Origin of the sequence: Pseudoalteromonas sp. A757, from assembly GCF_004103285.1 — a bacterium.
Classification (GTDB): domain Bacteria; phylum Pseudomonadota; class Gammaproteobacteria; order Enterobacterales; family Alteromonadaceae; genus Pseudoalteromonas; species Pseudoalteromonas galatheae.
Map to the genome: position 1 here is coordinate 37,555 of NZ_QNQN01000054.1, position 19,154 is coordinate 56,708.

At 43.2% G+C, this 19,154-nt stretch carries 16 protein-coding genes; 8 read left to right on the forward strand and 8 right to left on the reverse strand.

The window, feature by feature from the left end; translation table 11 throughout:
* Window positions 1-110: 110 nt before the first annotated feature.
* Entirely contained in the window at window positions 111-497 is a 387-nt protein-coding gene (locus DRB05_RS02690; protein ID WP_128725570.1) for an MmcQ/YjbR family DNA-binding protein, read from the forward strand.
* On the opposite strand, the gene DRB05_RS02695 is transcribed toward DRB05_RS02690, so the two are convergent.
* A complete protein-coding gene (locus DRB05_RS02695) occupies window positions 475-1,356 on the reverse strand; it encodes a LysR family transcriptional regulator (RefSeq protein ID WP_128725571.1) in 882 nt (293 codons plus the stop codon). The two genes, DRB05_RS02690 and DRB05_RS02695, sit on opposite strands and share 23 nt — an antisense overlap.
* 190 nt (window positions 1,357-1,546) lie before the next feature.
* Here DRB05_RS02695 and DRB05_RS02700 point away from each other — a divergent pair, with 190 nt between their 5' ends.
* Both DRB05_RS02700 and DRB05_RS02705 read left to right on the forward strand, forming a co-directional pair.
* Entirely contained in the window at window positions 1,547-1,930 is a 384-nt protein-coding gene (locus DRB05_RS02700; protein WP_128725572.1) for a rhodanese-like domain-containing protein, read from the forward strand.
* A gap of 104 nt (window positions 1,931-2,034) precedes the next feature.
* Window positions 2,035-3,480 (forward strand): serine hydrolase domain-containing protein, encoded by a 1,446-nt coding sequence (locus tag DRB05_RS02705; protein WP_128725573.1) that lies wholly within the window; start codon window positions 2,035-2,037, stop codon window positions 3,478-3,480.
* On the opposite strand, the gene DRB05_RS02710 is transcribed toward DRB05_RS02705, so the two are convergent.
* Window positions 3,434-5,659 (reverse strand): tetratricopeptide repeat protein, encoded by a 2,226-nt coding sequence (locus tag DRB05_RS02710; protein ID WP_240036193.1) that lies wholly within the window; start codon window positions 5,657-5,659, stop codon window positions 3,434-3,436. The genes DRB05_RS02705 and DRB05_RS02710 overlap by 47 nt on opposite strands.
* A gap of 72 nt (window positions 5,660-5,731) precedes the next feature.
* The gene (locus DRB05_RS02715; RefSeq protein ID WP_128725575.1) at window positions 5,732-6,328 is read right to left on the reverse strand and encodes an ACP phosphodiesterase; all 597 of its coding nucleotides are present in this window, start codon (window positions 6,326-6,328) and stop codon (window positions 5,732-5,734) included.
* Between the two features lie 142 nt (window positions 6,329-6,470).
* On the opposite strand from DRB05_RS02715, the gene DRB05_RS02720 reads away from it, so the two are divergent.
* Entirely contained in the window at window positions 6,471-7,052 is a 582-nt protein-coding gene (locus DRB05_RS02720) for a VTT domain-containing protein (RefSeq protein WP_128725576.1), read from the forward strand.
* Here DRB05_RS02720 and DRB05_RS02725 read toward each other — a convergent pair.
* The 3 genes from DRB05_RS02725 to DRB05_RS02735 all read right to left on the reverse strand — a co-directional run bounded on the left by DRB05_RS02725 (window position 7,042) and on the right by DRB05_RS02735 (window position 12,157).
* A complete protein-coding gene (locus DRB05_RS02725; protein ID WP_128725577.1) occupies window positions 7,042-8,106 on the reverse strand; it encodes a hypothetical protein in 1,065 nt (354 codons plus the stop codon). The genes DRB05_RS02720 and DRB05_RS02725 overlap by 11 nt on opposite strands.
* Window positions 8,107-8,170: 64 nt before the next feature.
* Window positions 8,171-9,655: a sulfotransferase gene (locus tag DRB05_RS02730; protein ID WP_128725578.1), complete on the reverse strand. Its 1,485-nt coding sequence runs from the start codon at window positions 9,653-9,655 to the stop codon at window positions 8,171-8,173.
* 54 nt (window positions 9,656-9,709) lie between these two features.
* Window positions 9,710-12,157 (reverse strand): TonB-dependent receptor, encoded by a 2,448-nt coding sequence (locus tag DRB05_RS02735; RefSeq protein ID WP_128725579.1) that lies wholly within the window; start codon window positions 12,155-12,157, stop codon window positions 9,710-9,712.
* A 339-nt stretch (window positions 12,158-12,496) separates the two neighbouring features.
* Here DRB05_RS02735 and DRB05_RS02740 point away from each other — a divergent pair, with 339 nt between their 5' ends.
* The 4 genes from DRB05_RS02740 (at window position 12,497) to DRB05_RS02755 (ending at window position 16,476) form a co-directional block, all read left to right on the forward strand.
* Window positions 12,497-12,961 (forward strand): CreA family protein, encoded by a 465-nt coding sequence (locus DRB05_RS02740; RefSeq protein WP_099031581.1) that lies wholly within the window; start codon window positions 12,497-12,499, stop codon window positions 12,959-12,961.
* 131 nt (window positions 12,962-13,092) lie between these two features.
* Entirely contained in the window at window positions 13,093-13,266 is a 174-nt protein-coding gene (locus DRB05_RS02745) for a hypothetical protein (protein WP_205125712.1), read from the forward strand.
* A gap of 409 nt (window positions 13,267-13,675) precedes the next feature.
* Window positions 13,676-14,362 carry a transposase gene (locus DRB05_RS02750; RefSeq protein WP_128725581.1) on the forward strand — a complete coding sequence of 229 codons (687 nt, stop codon included), beginning with the start codon at window positions 13,676-13,678 and terminating at the stop codon, window positions 14,360-14,362.
* Between the two features lie 245 nt (window positions 14,363-14,607).
* Window positions 14,608-16,476, forward strand: a complete 1,869-nt coding sequence (locus tag DRB05_RS02755; RefSeq protein WP_128725582.1) for a DUF885 domain-containing protein — start codon at window positions 14,608-14,610, stop codon at window positions 16,474-16,476.
* A 108-nt stretch (window positions 16,477-16,584) separates the two neighbouring features.
* Here DRB05_RS02755 and DRB05_RS02760 read toward each other — a convergent pair whose 3' ends face one another.
* The gene (locus DRB05_RS02760; protein ID WP_128725583.1) at window positions 16,585-17,646 is read right to left on the reverse strand and encodes an endonuclease/exonuclease/phosphatase family protein; all 1,062 of its coding nucleotides are present in this window, start codon (window positions 17,644-17,646) and stop codon (window positions 16,585-16,587) included.
* A gap of 124 nt (window positions 17,647-17,770) precedes the next feature.
* Entirely contained in the window at window positions 17,771-18,883 is a 1,113-nt protein-coding gene (locus DRB05_RS02765; RefSeq protein ID WP_128725584.1) for a M35 family metallo-endopeptidase, read from the reverse strand.
* Between the last annotated feature and the right edge of the window lie 271 nt (window positions 18,884-19,154).

Consider the following 19,154-nt stretch of genomic DNA (forward strand, 5'->3'; position numbering starts at 1 on the left):
TAGCGTATTTCTTATTCAAACCTCAGGTTGAGTAATTTATGCTACTACGCCGCTTGGTATTATGCTTTACTACTAAGCGGCAACGATTAATCTAAAGGTAGAAGAATAAGATGGATCATCAACAAGTACACGACTACTTGCTTGCAAAACCCTATACCAGCGTAAGTCAGCCTTTTGGTGAAGGCGTTGATGTATTTAAAGTGAAAGACAAAATGTTCGCGACGTTGACGCTTGGTAAAATGGGCAAAGAAGATGACGAGCATCCCCATTGGCGCGTAAATCTCAAATGCGATCCTGATGAAGCGCAAGCGCTGCGAGACATTTTTAGTGCGGTGTTACCGGGTTACCACATGAATAAAAAGCTCTGGAACACGGTGGTGCTTGATGGCTCCATTCCTACAGGAGAACTTGAGCGGATGATGGATAACTCATTTCGCCTTGTAGTCGAAAAAATGCCGAAAAAGCAGCAGGGGATTATCCTTGCGCAGCATCAATAGATGCACAAACGACTTGGTACACAGCGTTCACTTTAGGCTCTGTGAGCGCTTGATTTACTACAACAAAATGTACGGGGAGCGAAAAGTCTAGCAAACTAGACAAGGCAACCTCTGCTCCTTGATCTGCAATGGCGTTGGCTTCAATAAAGCTCACGCCGAGTCCTGCCTTAACTAAAGCCAAGCGGGAGCGCTCATCCGCAGCATTAATATTTACCGCGTTTACTTCGCTTAGCTGTTGATCAAGTTGCTTATCAAAAGGGCAGCCTTTTCCCATACGTATCCACGTCATCTGTGCCAATTCGGCTTTATGTGATGGCGTAGGCCAAGATGCTGGATAAGCGGTGGTAACTGCAACTTCTGTGAGCGGTACAGCGCTAAAATGTGCAGGTACTTCGCCATAAATAACTCCACCATCAAGTAGGCCATCACTGAGTTTGTCGACGATGACACCACTTGAGAGTAATTCCAGCGAAAAAGAAAGACTTGGAAAATGCTGGTTGAGGGTTTTTATTAGTGTGCTAAGTTCGCTCGAGGTGCCAATAGGGTGGTTCAAGCCAAGTCTGAGCTCGCCTGTGAGCATTGTTTTGGCTTGCGCTGCGGTGTGCATTAAATCATTTGCACTTGCAAGCGTTAACTTAGCTTTGTCTAGCAAGATCTTACCTTGCTCTGTGAGCTGCATCCCTTTGCTAGAACGATGAAACAATACGGTATTGAGTTCTTCCTCAAGTGCTTTGATATGGGCGCTGATAGCAGGTGGTGTGGTGTACAGTCGTTTCGCTGCTGCTGTTAGATTTTGGGCCTCTGCAACCGCAACAAACGACCTTAAATGGTAAAACTCCATTGCACTAAACTCAATCACGTATTGAATACCACCAGTTTAAATGAGCTTGCTGTGATTGCCTATTCCGAAATGATGAACATCGCCTTCAAAAAATATGAATTCATTAACGCCTATCGAGTGCGTAACCTAGTTGACCTCGGGTGAGGTTAAATATTTATCCGCAGCTCTGGTTATTTAGGACCCAAGGTATTTAAATAGGAGTTAGAAGATGAAAGTAGATGTATCACAGTATTTTGCAATGAAGTTGGCTTGCGAAACGGATTGTGCTGATGTTTATCAGGCGATGTTAACGGGGCTGCAGGATTTTGTGCTATTTGATGTCAGGTCGAATGAAGCCTTTGCCAAAAGTCATGCTCAAGGCGCAGTCAATATGCCAAGCGCAAACATAAGCGAACTGACGATGGCTAAGTATGACAAGGTCACGCCAATCGTGGTTTATTGTTGGGGCCCTGGGTGTAACGGTGCGACAAAGGCCGCGTGTAAGCTTGCAAAAATGGGCTATCAAGTAAAAGAGATGATAGGTGGAATTCATTACTGGGAGGATTTCGAGCGTTACCCCGTTAATCGCCGAGTGTCTCAGGCACAAAGTTGATGTAGGTGCATTTTTCTTCATCTCATGATTATACTGTTATTCATTCACCGCACATTTATCAATGTGTAAAGTGAGTGAATAACGATAATAACAAGGGAAATATCATGTCGAAACTATTGTACTGCGCCATATTTTGCTCGTCTTTGCTAAGTCAGACATCCTTCGCCACTGACTCGGCTCAACATCAAGTTCAACAAGTTGCACAAAATCTTTTACCTAGAGTGCAGCTAAAAGGCCAAAAATACCAACCTGTAGATTTGCAGACGCGTCTTCAAGAAACGCATTTACCGGGCTTAAGCCTTGCCGTGATCAAAGATGGTAAAGTGGTGTGGGCTGAGGGTTATGGCATTGCAGATAAAAAGCAAAATCGTAAAGTGACCACTGAAACGCTATTTCAGGCAGGGTCCATTAGTAAACCCGTTGCAGCGCTCGCGGTATTAAAGTTAGCGCAAGACGGAAAAGTCGATTTAGATGCTGACGTTAATCAATATCTCACCTCTTGGAAAGTACCAACAAACGAATTTACCAAAGCCAACCCCGTTACTTTAAGGCAGTTAATGACTCACACCTCTGGGCTCACTCAACATGGTTTTCCGGGCTACGTGCGTGGCAGTAAAATTCCAACTGACGTTGAAGTCTTAATGGGTAAAGGCAATACCGATTTAGTGACAGTTGACACTTTGCCAGGTAAAGCTTGGCGCTATTCTGGCGGTGGCTATACGGTAATGGAATTGCTCGTGGCAGATGTGACAAAAATGCCATTTGAAGAGTATGTCCAACAGGCAATTTTAACTCCGCTAGGGATGCACAACAGTACCTATGCGCAACCACTACCTAAAACGTTATGGTCAAAAGCCAGTGCCGCGTTTGACGATAAGGGCGAGCAAGTCGATGGAGACTGGCATGTTTATCCAGAACAAGCCGCTGCTGGTCTTTGGACCACTCCGGTGGATCTCGCTAAATATATTATGGCCGTACAACAAGCATATGCCGGCAATACTGTGGGGCCCATCACGCCTGAGCTGGCGAAGCAAATGCTTGAAGTTCATCATGACGTATGGGGTTTGGGACCAGAGCTTGAACAGCGTGAGCAAGGGCTTGTCTTCACCCATGGCGGTAAAAATAAAGGCTTTAGCAATCGTTTTGAAGCATTTGTGGAAAAAGGTGAGGGTATGGTATTGATGTCCAATGGTGACTCCGCGAGTACCGTATTTGGTGAGCTTCGCATTGCCATCAGCGAACATTACGGCTGGGATTTTATACGCAGTAAAAAGATAACTGCGATTACATTATCTGAGGAACGGGCAAAGCAGTTGGAAGGTTTGTATGCTTATGATAAAGATCATCAGTTTAAAATGAAAATCACCCGAGATGGTACGCGATTTAACGTCTTAGATATGGCCCGCGATAACCTGATGGCATTTGTCGCCACTGAGGAAGACACCCTGATTGAACTTGAAGGGGGCGCGGATGTCACCATTGAAGCGAATGACAAAGGTGAGATCACTGCGGTGATTTGGCGTAGCCTATATCGTTTTGAGCGGATTTAATCGGAAGTTTCACTTCAACGAGTAGCCCGCCAAGCGGGCTGTGGTTGGCGCGGATAGAACCATGATGTGCCAATACAATATGTTTGCTAATCGCAAGTCCAAGCCCCGAGCCACCAAGATCCCGACTTCTAGAGTGTTCACAGCGATAAAGTCGTTCAAAAATTTTATCCAGCTCCGAGGTGGCTACACCTGGGCTTGAATCTTCCACTGTGATAATGGCATATGAGTTGACTAAGCGTGTATGTATCAGGCTGGTTCCCGCTGCATCGGTGTAAAAATGGCTGTTTCGCAAAAGATTCAGGATGACCTGTTTTAGGCGCTGAGGGTCGCCTTCTATCTGCAAGGCTAGCTCACTTAAATCACATTGCAGAGATTGCTGCTTTTTCGCAAAGACGGGGGTGAGTTCTGCGCAGCAATCCTTAACAATGATATTAATATCAAGCGGCCTGAGCTCTAACGATATCACATTATTGTCAAACTGAGCGGATTGATAAATATCTGAGATTAAGGTGTCCAGCTGGTTGATTTTACCGTTCACTTTTTTGTAAGCGACATCAATATCAGGCTCAATATTAAATTGCATCGCCTCAATTGTCAGTTTTAGTCCAGTTAACGGGGTACGCAACTCGTGAGAAATATCGGCGAGTAATTGGTTTTTTTGCTCCAAAGCTCGCGCGGCCATACGCTGCTCTAAGGCTTCTAGTTTTTGTTTCTGGCGTTGTCTTAAAAAGTATATGGCAAGCCCTGCGAGCAGCAATAGGGCTGAGGAAATAGCCAAGCCTCGCTGTAACTTTAGGTTTTCTAAATTTGCTTGTTGCAGTGACTGCTCTTTTTGTAACAGGCTAAGCGCTTGTTCTTTTTTCACCAGCTCTATGTTTAATGCCATTTTGTACGCTTTGTTTTTATCGCTTACCTTCTTTAGCTCAGTTTGTGCGTGCTGATATTGTTTTAATTGAGTAAGTGCGGCTTCAAACTCGCCTGCTTGCTGATAAATTGAGGCCAGCTGTTTGTGAATATCGCTTTGCGTTTGAGTGCCAAGCTGAGGCTGCTTTAGCAATAGTTCAAGCTGTTCTTTGGCGTCTTCACTCTTATCTTGGGCCAAATAGACATTAGCAAGTGCCAGCCTAACGGTGCGTTCGGTTCGGTTGGCACCAGATTTTATCGCAAGTGTAAGCGCTTCATTTGCACTATCTAAGGCATCATTCACATCTCCTTGAGCAAGTTGGACATTGACTAAATTGCTTAATTGCCAAGCCGTATCGCTGTCGGCTTCCATTTTCTTGGTCAGGGCAAGGCCGTTTAGAATAAACACTTGAGCTTGCTTATATTCTCCTTGTTGATATAAGACTTGACCAATCTTACCGTAGCTGTTGGCAATATGACGCGGATTGCCTAATAACTTATCGACTTTGAGTGCCTGTTCAAAATGAGATAGTGCAAGAGGAAACTCTTCTAAATCACGGTAGAGTTCGCCGATGTTGTACAGTGAGTTGGAGATCCCTTGCTGGTTATTGCGTTTGCGCTGTAGCATAAGAGATTGCTCATGAAAGCTGATGGCTTGCTCAATTTGGCCCATGTAATCGTAAACAATGCCAATTTGGTTATAGAAGTCTGCGAGTCGCGAAACATCATTAATGCGTTTTGCAAGTTGGATGGCCTGCTCGGCATGATTTAACGCGCGGAGGTAGTCTGCTCGAAAGCGATTAATATGAGCAAGGCGGCCATGAATGTCGGCAATGAGTCGTTCATCAGCCTGAGAGGTGGTGTTGAGTGCCAGCTCAAGTTTTTCTTCTGCCTCTGTCGCACGATTTTGACTAAGTAGCACAGTGGCGTGACTCAATAGTAATTTACTTTTGGCATCAGGGCCTGCGACCTTATCTAACACCTGATTGAGCTCATCTATCGCTTGATAGGCAGCTTCATAATGGCCAAGCAAGGAGAGGGCTTCAATCTTCATTAGGCTGAGTTTAAACCAGGCTGCTGAGAGATAAGTTGGAGTTGTGTTTTTGTTTAAGAGTGTGTCAATTTCTTCAAGCGCAACGGAAGGGTTATCAGATAACAGCTGCTTTAACGTTTCAAGTGTAGGTAATAGTGCACTGCCTTGGGTAGAAAATGAAGCTAAAAGTAAAAATAGCGTAAATACGGTTTGGGTAAATAGCAACCTAACTATGTTCAACACTGCAAAAAGCCCATAACCAACAAATATATTTGCATTATAGTTGATAATCGTGGAGTAAATATGCAGAAGTATTTACTCTAAATTGTCAGGTTCTGTGGGCTGGTGCTGCATATGCTCAACCAACTGCGGAAAAAAGGTTTGAAATCCAGATTCAAGCTGGTGGTAGTGCTTTTTTATATCCATTTCACTGCCTGTAAATTGGTTTTGAAAGCGAATTCGTTTGGCGATGTTGTCCAGCGCGTGGCCTACACCAGCTACGGATTCATAGGTGGCAAACCAATCATTTTGTGTCATTGCGCTAACGACTCGTTGCATGTGCGCAGGCATGATGTGCAAGTTATCGTGCAGCAATGAAAAGCTCTGACGTTTAAAGTCATCAAGCGAGGTACTGTGATATTGCTGCCAGTGTTTAATCAAAAAGTGGTCATATAACACATCCAGTGCAATGCCTGCAAAACGGCGACGCGCGGGCGAAAAAAGTTGTTTAGCAGATTTTGTAATCGAGTGGCTATCAGTAAATTTATCAACTTGCCTATGTGTTTGTAGACCAAGTTGCACAGGTTTGGGCAGTACTTGTATATTCACGCCTTTTTGAAAGTCACCGAGCAAGTTGCCAAAGTGCGATGCGGCAGTCGGTTTGGCAAAGTACAAATGCGCCAAATAATTCACAGAAACATCCCCCCAATAATTCACTCTACAACAGAGTATCGCATTTGTCCGCACATACAAATACCAGCCATTTAATTCAGGAAGGAGAAACCTAGCTTAGGTTATGCTTGTCTCCATTACTGTGAACATCAGGGGAAGTGTGATGGCGTTAACGGCTGAATTGAAGCAAAAGACCAAGCGATTAGTAGAATCAAAAAATATGCTCAAAGGGATCACGGTTGCCTCTTTTTTAGAGTCAACCATAGTGCCGATTCCGCTTGAAGCTGTGATGGTGCCGCTTATGCAGGCAAGGCGAGAAAAACTATGGCTAATTGCGTTAATGGCAACGGTTGGGTGTGTGATGGGTGCCTTATTTGGTTATGCGTTGGGTTATTATTTATTTGATGCAGTAGGGGACTCCGTTATTGAGCTGCTATCGAGCCAGTCTCAGTTTGAGCAGGTGAAAGCACAGATGCAAAGTCAGGGGTTTTGGTTTGTGTTGACCTTAGGTATTGCGCCAGTACCTTTTCAGATTGCCATGTTAGCAGCTGGCGCCACAAAATTTTCACTATTACAATTTCTAATTGCAACCTGTATTGCCCGTTCACTACGTTATTTTGGCTTGGCGGCGGTCGTTTATTTTGCTGGTGATCAGGCTGAAAAGCTAATTAAACAACATAAAATAAAAGCCGTCATTTTCACAACGGCCATTGTGCTGCTCGCATGGTGGATAGCTAGTCGCTAGTCTTTCTATACAAAAACTTTGATTCATTTTGAGAGCGTGCAAAAGCGAGTAAATCATCGCTCAGTGCTAGTGGCTCTGACATCAACATTTGATACTGTTGATAAAAGTGATGAGGCGCTCCGGCGCGCTCAAATAATGCGAGGGCTGCTTCACCTTGCCGAGCATACTCTCTGTAATCTTTGGACTTATTCAGCAGTTGAATATAAGCAAGGTAAAAAGGCTCAAACTCAGCATGTCTTGCAGAGCCTGTCTGCTTTAACATGAGATCAATGTTGTACAGCAGCTCGCTTTGGTGCTGCATTGTCTCAATTAACTTATTTTGATCTTGGCGGATCATCGAGGCTACCACTCGTTCTTCAAAGTTATTAAGTTGTTCGACCACTGTTTGATAAATCTTTGCAAATTGCGCTTGATGTAAAACACTGAACTGTTGTTGCAAGTGGCGTAAAAAAATCGCTTCCTGTTCAGCTAGTAAACCTCGTTGCCGTTTTGCTTCTACTAATACCGTTTGGTAACTCTGAGATTGTCTTTGAGTATTTTGCAGTGTTTCAATCAGCTCAGTAATTGTTTTTATCTTAGTATTTATGGCAAGCAGCTTTTGATTGATTTCGATAGTATTCCACTTGCTAGGAGGCTGGTTAAAAAAACGAGTGAACGATATTTCATTTTTACTTGCTGTCGTTTGCAATTGGACTAATTCATCGATCAATTCAGTCAAAGGGTAGTCGATAGATAACGCACGCAGCAATGTATCCGCTTGCAATGAGTTATTAACCCCTTTGGATTGTCCAGCCTCTATTTGAGCTGTAACAATGTTGCCGTTGTCATAGGCGCGTTGTGCATCGGATAGCAAAGTGGAGGCATTTAATGTTTCTAAATATAACGCTTGCCACTTATTACTATCATACTCATTGAGCGACTTGAGCGCGTTAAGTTGAGCATCTAAATTTCGTTGCTGTTGAGCAAGGGTTAATTCTTGCTCTATTTTGGTGATTTCTGATGGCGTACAGGCCGCTAACGCAGCTAGAAATATAATAGGAAGTAGTTGCTTCATATCGTTATTATTTTGTAGTCCTTTTGCTTAACGTTAGCACCATCACGGAAGTGGAGCAATATTCCTAGATGGAGTATGTATTTCGATATTTACCCACACTGGAGTTATTTAATGGCTGTCTGATCTGCATTTTGCTGGCTGTTGCTGAGTAATAACCCTGCTTATAAAAGTGAAGTGCGCCGTCTTGCCAATCCAACTCGAGAAATCGACAGACTTCTCTCATCACAGCCTGAGGCTTTTCTACCAGCGATTCATAATTCACAAACTTAATTTGAGTCGGATGTTTTTGTGCAGCATCTTGCAAAAACGTATAAGTATCATCATACATAGCTTGAATATCTTGTATCCGGTATGAGTAGCCATGAAAGGGACTGTTCGTTTGATATAGTTGACGGAAGTTTGCGATACAAGTATCTGTTCTGTTTCGCTTCATCACGACAAACTTCGCGCGTGGAAACGCCTTTGCGAGCAAATCGATAAAGAAAAAATGAAATGGTTGTTTGTCTATAAAACGTTGCTCACCATCAACGGATTGTGAGCTAAAGAGACGATATTGCCCAATGGCGTTAGCCTCTTCATAGGCGCGGCTGATATGTTGAATATTGCTGTTATAGTCATGACAAACCCTAAGTGCTTGAGGCAATATACTGGTCTCTCCCAGCGGCTGTAACAGCAATTGCGCTAAAATTTGCTCCATCAGACTGGTGCCTGAGCGCGGCAGCCCAACGACAAATATTGGTGCAAGTGACCGCTCTGGTGCAAATTCAATAGGTCTGTCGAGAAGTTTACTAAGTGCTTGAAAGTAATCCGTCATCTGTTTAGGTGAATAGGAAATCTCAGCACTGATCGCTTGCTTACTGGCAATAAAGCTTTGCCATGCCTTGGGATAATTTTCTTGCTTTTCGTATTCGAGTGCCAGTGCATGGTGAAGCCGCTGTAATGCAAGTGGTGTAGTTTGTGCTGTTATTTCAGTTGCTAATTGAGTGATGCGAGTCGGTGCTGATTCTACAGGAGTAAGCTCTGAGTAGGCTAACTGGCACTTTGCATTACTTGGGTTTGCTTGCACTAAAGAGGCAAGCAGCGTCCGCGCTTGTGCTAATTCACCAGACATCTTTAAATGCATTGCATAGTTGAGCGCGATTTCAGGACAGTGTGGTGAGCGTGTATAGGCATGGCTAAAATGCCAACCAGCGTCAGTATATTGATTTAATCTCAGTAAGATATTTGCGAGGGTATCGTGCTCAGATCCCAACAACTGTGTGTTACCTAGCAAATGCAGAATATAACGCTTTGCCACTAATGGTGCTTGGGTAAAAAGCGCAAGTTTGGCAGCGCTCAATGAGTAAAATACGCAGGGAAATAAACTTAGGCACTTGTCGTAAATTTTTAGTGCTTTGCTGAGGTTACCGAGAGCGATATTCAATTCGGCCAATAAGGCGTACGCGTGGTGATCGTTGGCATTGGTATTAATGCGAGCGACTAATGCGTGATGCGCCGCTTGAAATTGACGCTGTTGAATATAGCTTTGGATCTGATTGTATGATGTCATCGCAACGTAAAGAGAGTGAAGGTAACTTCACTCTCTATTTTAGTTTTTTGCTGATTATAACTCAAACTGATAGTTCAGCTTGACCCCAACGGTACGAGGTGTTGTGACATAGTGTCCGTACACACGCTGCTGCTCAGGCAAGGCTTTGTTTAACGCCGCGAATTTAGCTTCACCAGCCCAAGACTTGTCGCGTCTTACCGAGGTGAAAGCAAATTTGTCAAACAGGTTGTCGACATAAAAAGTGACGGCCCATTGCTCGCTTGAAAGCTTCGCACTGAGGTTAGACAAGGCAAAGCCTGGTAATACCTCTCCGTCAGCTTTGAGTCCGACTTTCGTGTATACGTCACTCTGAGCGGTTACTCCATAATTAACGTTAAGCACTTTGTCGTCGAACACTTCCTGCTCGTAGCTTAAACCGAATGAGAACTGCTGTTTTGGGGCGCCAGGTAAGCGGTCACCGTCAGTACCGTCATAATACGGCTGGTAAAGCGCGATTTCTTCAGCGCTGTAGTCACCTTCTTTGAATACCGCAAACAGGGCAGGTGCATCATCAGTAAGCTGTGCTTTTGCATAAGAATAGGTTGCATACACCGTCCAATGGTCGTTCAACATAGCGCGGGTTGATAACTCGATACCAGTAGAGTTCGCAGAGCCTGCATTGGAGGTAATGATCTCTTGACCGTTTACCGTCACAGATGAGATCTGTGCATCTTCCCAATCAACACTGAATAATGCGGCATTAAAATGCAGCTTGTTATTCAGCCATGTAGACTTTAATCCCAGCTCATAATTAGTGGTGGTATCTGGTTTATAGCTAAGCTCATGCGGCAGTGCACAGATGATCTGTTGCTCAGGTAGTGTTTCTGGACAGGACTCCAAACCGTTGCCACCGCCTAACCTAAATCCTTCACTGACAGTGAAGTACGTCAGCAGTCCATCTTGCCAAGTGTAATTGGCATTAAACTTAAACAAACTACCATTGTCTTTGGCACTGACTTGTTCAAATGAAATTTGCTCAAGGCTTGGCAGGCCACCAGAATAGAGCGGTGTTTCAGCCGCTGACTCAGTTTTAACATCATAGCGATAGAAACGAGCGCCCACTGTGATATTAAAATCGTCCGAAAATGCATAGCCAATTTCGCCAAACAATGCTGACTCTTTGCTGGTGGCATTGGTCAGTGCAATATATTCAAGATCTTGCTCAATATTGTTGATTTCGTCGCCCCAAAACTCCGTGAGCCCTGGCGTGTACTCTCTATCGTCCGAGCTAATTTCCTGTTTGCTGTAATATACCCCTGCAATCCAATTTAGTGCGTCATCCCCTTTAGAGACTAAACGGATCTCTTGGGTAAACGTGTCTTGATCTGTGGTGTCTTTAGTCAAAGCGGTAAAACTAGGAAAGTCCGCGTAACCTGGCCAAATATCATAAAGGAGATCGGTTTGATCTCGTTGGCCTTGCTGTTCTTTGCTTGACCAACCGGATGCCGAAACTAAATCAGCAAACTCTAAATCGGCGTTGATTTCAAGGCTAAGCAGGTCGTCTTCTTGTTCATTAGGTTCAAGCACGCGATAGGCTGACTCGTATGGTTTAATAGAGTCGGCAAGCGGGTGTTGTGCGCCAAGGCTTTGATACTGTGAAATCGAGTTAGCACCATTTTCTTGTTTTTGATGGAAATAGTTCAGTGTGGTATCGATATTCTCACTCACCAACCAACGTAGAGAAACACGCGTGGTGGTAATGGTCTCATCATTTGCATCCGCCACTGAGTTGATATTCGCTTTAACATTCTCAGCATTGGACCAGTCGGGGTCTGGGTTTGAAACGCCAGCTTGCTTAACCACATAGCTATAATCCATAAAGCCGGGGTTGTGATAGCGGTTAATGCTCGCACGAACGGCCAACTCATCCATCACTATAGGCATATTGAACACAGCACCGATTTCATGACCGTTACTGTCACTTTCATCAATACTGAATACGTCGCCACTGAGTTTACCCTCAATGACATCAAGCACAGGTGCTTTTAGCATGGTTCTAATCGCACCACCAAGCGTACCTGCACCGTATAGCGTACCTTGTGGGCCGATTAAGACTTCAACACGCTCGATATCGGTTAGTCGCAAATCTACGTTGATTGGAATTTCGCCGAGGTAAGTTGCCACTGTTCCTGAGTCAGAAGCACGTTCCGACGAATTAGTATTCAAGCCACGAACAATAATAGGTGAGCCCTCACGGCCACCTTGTTCTGTGATTGTCAAACCAGGAACCCATCTTGCTACATCTTCAAGGTCGCCAATATTTTGGTCGCTCATCACATCGCTATCGACGGCAGTAATGTTTAATGGCGCTTCTTGAACTGTGCCGGCGCGCCGAGTGGCTGTTACTTGAATTCGTTCAATTGACTTTTCTTGAATCTTACTTTCTTCAGCTTGTGATTGATTAACAACAAAAAAACTCGAACTAACTGCTAGTGCGACTAAGCTTGGATGGAGCTTACTCATGAATGGTGAAACCTCAAATTAAGAATTAAACATGACGAAATTTCAATCTTTAGAAGTGGGTAACTATGCAGGCGGTGCATTTCTGTCCCGAGTTTAGAAAGAATTTCATACAACCGGTGGTGAATTGACTTGCCATGTTTTGTTCATGGTTTAGGTAAATTTAGCCACCTTGAAACTGCGGCGCATGCTAACATGCTTATTCTTGTTTTGTGAATAATTATTTTGTTTTTTGAATGGTTATTTCTTTTTCAAGTGAGATGGTTTGCGAAAATTTTCAAATAGCTTAGAGTATTAACTCCGTATGTTTCTTTTGTACGTCGATTATCTTAAGGAAAAACAATGAAAAAGCTGATGTTTGCATTGTTGGCATCTTGTACGTTACTTGGTTGCTCTGACAGTGAAGTTGGTGATGTGTCACTAGGTCTATTTACGCTCAAAGATATAAAGCTGGACTCTATGGTTGACCCTGTTGTAACGGGTGTGACCTGTCATGTGGCGAGTGTTGAAGACGACTTGAGTTTTTCGGACCCAAGCGATAGCTCTATCTCTTGTCGTCAAACGAGCGAAATAACACCTGCAATGCTAGCGAATATAGATAAAAGTGACTCTGGCGAAGTGGTATTTAAAAAATCAAAAAGTGTATTTTTTAAATCAATGAAAGTGAGAAGGATCTTTGATGCAAAAAACCAAACCTTGATGTACTTAGCCTATACCACTAAGGAAACCTCTGGTAGCTTTAAGCATAGCTTATCAACAGTGCCATTATGGGGAACTCAAGCTTATCAAGACGTTAAAACCAATTAACTCGAATGTTGGCTAGCACATAAACCCGTAGGTTTCGATAATTGCATTAAGTAAATTATTTTTTTGTTTGAATTAAACCTTTTTGCTCACGATTTCGACTAAGCTTAGTAGTGATAATGTTAGGAGAAATCGTGATGCTAAAAACACGCTTTTTAGGGAAAACGGTCAATATTGCATTTGCAGTGATGACAGTATTGTTTGTTATTTTAACGTTAACAACTGATGCTCATAGCATCTCATCTCAAGCAACTCAGGCTGAGATGTTTAGCCAAGACGAGGTGATTACCGAGTCCGAACCTAAGTAAGTTTGGATCGTAATTTATCTTGTTTTGCTGATTAATGTCATTCGAAACGATGAAAAATTAATATAAATATTGCGCTCGGCTCAGTCTTTGTTGCGCGTAGTGTTAAGTGCATAAATTTGCATGAAGTTTTTATGATATCTACTCATGCTTCACTTACGCTCTGTATAGCGTATAAACTCTAAACTGCCATCTCTGACTCATCTCATTAATAGTCTTAACTAGGCTGTCACTAAAATTGTAATTAATTTGTTGCGTTCTCCCCAGTCTGCATTAGCTTTAATTAGGGACTAAGAAAAAAGCAGCGCAGTTTGCAATCGGATATATGCAAGTTTCTGTTTTAAAAAATACGAATTTTAGCTGACGTACTCACTATTCGTCTGACTAAAACGCTCAAACACAAGGAAGAAATATGGCACGCCAATTCGATAACTTTTATAGTCATGGGGCAATTAATTTTAGTGATTTTATTAATTGCGTTTCTAGCTTATATACTGGTCCAGACTGCTTGGATGACAGTACGCTAAGACTACTTGCTGAAATGTTGTATCGACTATCACAAAATAAGCAATTTCTCGCGGCACAAGTGGCGAGTAGCAGTGACTACCAGCACCACGTTCGAGGGATGTTGGACAATGATGATCTTTATGTACTTTATGAAAATAAACGACCATTTTTTAAAGTATGTGCACAGATTTGGCATCCAACACCAAAGCGGGGCTCTCAACACTGCTTTGTTCCGCAGGCACGGGACTATAATTTTACGGCATTGACGACCAATTATTTTGGCCCAGGTTGTGGATGCAAGCTCTACCAATATGAATATAGGAAGGACTTACAGCAAGGTGAGCATTGTGATTTACAGTTTGGGCAGTTTTATCAATTTACCCCTGAATCAGTACTCTTTACAGAAGCGTCGAGAGATGTGATAGCGCAGGCTTTACCTAAAAGTTTGAGTATCACCATCAGTTTACAGCTGGAGCAAAGGCCACACGCTTGCTTTTTGTTTGACAAGTCAACAGGTCGTGTACAGCGTATTATCGTTGAGTTACCACCGGAATGCGTCGACACGCCAAAATCTCTAGTGCTCGAAAGCTAAGCAAATTAGTTTGCAAAAGTGCGGGAAAAGTCAATTAATTCGCAATTTTCCGTCTTTTATAGCTGTAACAAAAACGCAAATATGTTACTTGTAGTTGCATCTATGAGAATAGCATGAGCACTTCATTTCTGAATAAAGTGCTTATATCCATTTGCTTTTTCAAATTGGTATGACTATTCCATCAGCAACCAGATCTGCACTGGTATTTTTAGCTTTGACAACAACCCTAATGGAGCGGCGTAATAATGAATAAAATAAGCGTGGTAGCACTCTCTGTCGTGCTAGGTTTGAGCGGATGTGCTCAAGACAAGCCAACAACAGAAACGATATCTGTTGCTAAAACCACTGAACCAACTCTCTCTCGTGCAGAAATCGACAAAGTCGTAGAGCAGTACACCAAGCAATTTATTAACCACCAACCCGCGCTTGCCACTTCGCTTAAATTATCAAGTAGTGAATATGGTCACTATGCTAATAGACTACCGGATTACTCTGTTGTCGGAATGCAGGCGCTTCAGGTGGATATGAACGCAGCCGCAGATAAATTAAAACAATTACAATCGGGCGTGGCGAACGCTGACGACTTGTTGCACCTTAAAGTAAATGAAGTTATTGCACGTTATTATGCTGGGGATAAAGGCTTCTCGGCAGGTTATATTGATACTTGGGGCGGACACCTGCCATATATTGTTAACCAATTGTCCGGCCCATTGCTGGATATTCCAAATGTGCTTAAAGACCAGCATGGAATAGAGAGTGAGCAAGATGCAAAAGACTATGTTGCGCGCCTACATGCCTTTGTTGAAGTCACGAAACAAGTTGCAAATAAGGTAAAAGCGGATGCCAATAAAGGCGTAATTTTACCAAAAGTACTGTTTCCAAACACGCTAGGCTATTTAGATAACTTCACGGCGCCAAATGGTGCAGAACACCCTTTGGTTGCATCGTTTAAAGATAAACTTGCAGATCTTGACGGTATTACGGATAAAGCCGCCGCTGATTATGTTGCACAGGCAACGCAAATTGTTGAGCAAAAGCTTTATCCTGAATTTAAAAATGTGTCTGCGATTATGCACGCTCTAGAGAGTAAAGCGCCTGAAAATGTCGGTATTTGGGCCCAACCAAATGGCGAAGCTTTCTACCAGCATGAGATCACCTATTTGGCGGACTCTGATATGAGCGCGGAAGAGATCCACCAAATTGGCCTTGCTGAGGTGGAGCGTATTTCAAAGCGTATGGACGAAATCCTCAAGCAAAACGGCTATTCACAAGGCACTGTTGGCGACCGGATGAAGCAGCTCAATGAAGAGTCGAGATTCTTATATGCGGATTCTGACGAAGGTCGTGAAGCGTTATTATCGTTCTTGCGTGGTGAAATAGGGAGCATTTTACAAAAAGCGCCAGATTACTTTTCTACTATTCCACCGCAACCTGTTGAAGTTAAACGTATACCAAAAGCCGTGGAAGCGGGTGCACCGGGTGGTTACTACAACGGTCCATCGCTTGATGGAAGTCGTCCTGGGGTATTTTCAATCAACCTAAAAGACATGAAAGCAGTACCAAGCTTTGGCATGAAAACCTTAACGTATCATGAGGCGGTCCCTGGTCACCACTTCCAAATTGCGCTTAATATGTTGCAAACAGAAATTGGTTTGATGCGTCAAAATGCCTCATTTAATGGTTATGTTGAGGGCTGGGCGCTGTATTCAGAGCTATTGGCTTACGAAATGGGGATGTATAAGGACGACCCTTTTGGAGACTTAGGTCGCCTGCAAGCTGAGGCATATCGTGCTGCTCGACTGGTGGTTGATACGGGCCTGCATTATAAAAAGTGGACACGCGACCAAGCGATCACCTATTTTGCTGATGCAACTGGTACGGCTATGAGTGATGTGGTATCGGCTATCGACCGTTATATCGCTTGGCCAGGTCAAGCGCTTGGTTATAAGTTAGGTATGCTTAAATTAGTTGAACTTAGAGAGTACGCTAAACAGCAGCTAGGTGATAAGTTTGATATTAAAGCATTCCACGACGTAGTGTTGCTAAAAGGCGCAAGGCCAATGGCGCTTGTTGAAGAAGATATCAAGACTTGGATTAATTCTCTGAAGTCGTAAATATACTTTTCGGCTTGAAGTCAGTGAACGATGCTGGCTTCAAGCTGAAGTTATCTACAAACCGCTATTTCTAGCACTCGTTCACACTTACTGTACTTAAACTCACGATCATAATTTGCAATTCGGTTTTGCCACGGCATTTTCAATAATTTCTTTGCTGCGATGTATATCTTTCTTTTTCAGCTCAAGTCCTGCTTCATCTTCATTTTTGACCGGTTGATAAGCGAGTTTTGCATAAAGCGCAAAGTGATCCGACCCTATGTTGTCTAGCCTTTTAATATCGATTACTGTGAAGTGGTGACTCGAAAACAAATGATCCAGCGGCCAGCGTGTAAACGGGTACTGTGCATGAAACGTGTTAAACATGCCTCGGCCAACTCGTGGATCAAGAAGCCCACTTATTTTCCTAAATAATCTCGTGGTTGGAGACCAAGCAACATCATTGAGATCGCCAGTGACTATGGTAGGCAAAGGCTCATTTATGACGCGTTTGGCGACAACCACCAATTCTGCGTCTCGCTCAATGGCCGTTTCGTTTTCGGTGGGGCTTGGCGGTGCTGGGTGCAAAAAATGGGCTTGGATCATGATATGGGGAGCGATCTTGAGTTTTGCATGAATCGAAGGTACACCTTCTTCAACGATATATTCACATTTTGCCTCGTCTAGCGGGTAGCGAGAATAAACATGCATGCCATATAAATTTGATTGCGGGCATTTAACGCTGTAGGGCAGTATATCTAACAACGAGTCTAATTGTTGCTCCCATATCTCATCACTCTCTAACGTGACTAAAATATCAGGTTGATGTACTCGGACTTGCTCCAATAGCAGATTAAACTGTCGATTGGTTTGCAGTACATTGGCGGTGATTAGGCTGATTGTGTGAGTATTGGTTGTCGCTTTTTTTACCTCGACTGGCCAAAGCGGGGTGTAGGGTAAAATCCACCACAGTTGAAAACTTAAACAGGCTAATAAAGAAATGACAGCAAGCGCGGCTACGCTTTGAAGATTAAGGTAGAAAATGGACAGCAGTAGCGTAAATGCAGTAATAACAACGAGCTGAAGTCGCGGGAACTCCATTGCTCTAACACTCCAGTGCGGATGTTTAGCAAGTGGCAATAACGTAGCAAGTAGGATAAAACCACACAGCGCGACGATAACCCAAGTCATGAAATTCCTCAGCAAATAGGTGAATTCAAGAAGTATATTTCATGTTAGCTGAAATCGCTGTGAATAGCATCGGGTCTGGACGGTTGCCTAAACCCGATACTCGTTCAGGGATATTTAGTCGAGATTAGTTTTGATATGGGGTATTTTCCGCAAAGTATTCATGGCTGTCAGCATTTTGAATTGCTTGACTTGGGTTAGAAATTGCCAAGTTTTTCGCGCCAGATTGACCATAAACGATGTCATCTGTACCCGCCACGGCGTTAAAGTGACTTAGCTCGTGAACAATCGTGCCTGCACGTGAATCCGTACCCAGCTCATTTGCGCTCCAAAATGCGCGGCATAGATAGACTTTGTATGGTTGATTTGGGTATACATAAGCAAAGTATGATTTGTTACAACTACAGTCAAAAGTGAGATCTTGGTTGTCGATTGCATCATTGATTGCATTGAAGTTGGATTTCACGGTTGCATAACGGCTGCTTGTCGCTGCACCAAACCAAGTTTGATAACGCGTAGACGGGTTGCTTGCTGAGTGGCTATTTAGGTAGGCAACAGAGTCATTAGTGATCTGATCTGCAGCATTTAGTGCTGACAAAATACTGGTTTTTTCACTGTTACTACAACGGCCTGTAAAACAAGTGCCATCAGTGCAGTCAGCAGCGCGGGCGCTTGGTTTTGCATTGATTTGAACATTGCCTTTCGTCATCGCAACGCCTTCAAGCCACAGGTTTACCGAGTTTGAGCTGAGCTCTGCTACATCGGCACGCATCATTGATTGCTGCCCCATCGTTCTGGCAGCCATACGTGGCATTTCTTTTTTACCGAAAAGGTCAAATGACTCAACATCATAACTAATTTCGTAGTTACCTGGCTGGCTAAGATCATAAAGGCCCGAAAGCTCAAATGATTTAGTGAGTGTTTCGCCAGACTTTAACTTAATAAAGTCAGCTTCAGTAGGAGCCGGGCGTTTGTAGTGAGGACCAAAGAAATTAACTTCTTTACCATCACGCGTAATTTTGAAAATATGCTCTTCTTCAAGATCTGTATACCAGCTTAGAATTTTCTGATTACCTTTACCCTGATTGGTGATATTTAGTGTCGCAATAACATCGCCGTTGCTTTTTGTGTCGACATCAACACTTACCGCTAGGTCTTTATTCATTGCTTGAGCATTCAGTGATGCGGTTACGGCTGCCGCGAGTAACCCTGTTGATAGTGTGCGTGATAGTAGCTTCATTATTTCTTCCTGTTGAGGTTGCTACAGTCTCTCGGCTGGCAGGTACAAAACCAGTAGTGAGGACTGAGTTTACTTGTTGTCATTTCGTTATTTTTAAAGATGAATTCAATCTTCACTTTTAATTAACAATAATATATTCGATGTTTCAAGCAGAATTTTCACAACAGAGCTAAAAAATTTACATTTGAAAATTACCAATAATTTCAAATAAATGTAATGTTATTGAAAAATATGGATAAATTTAGTACAAAACTGAGGAGAGGGTAGTTGT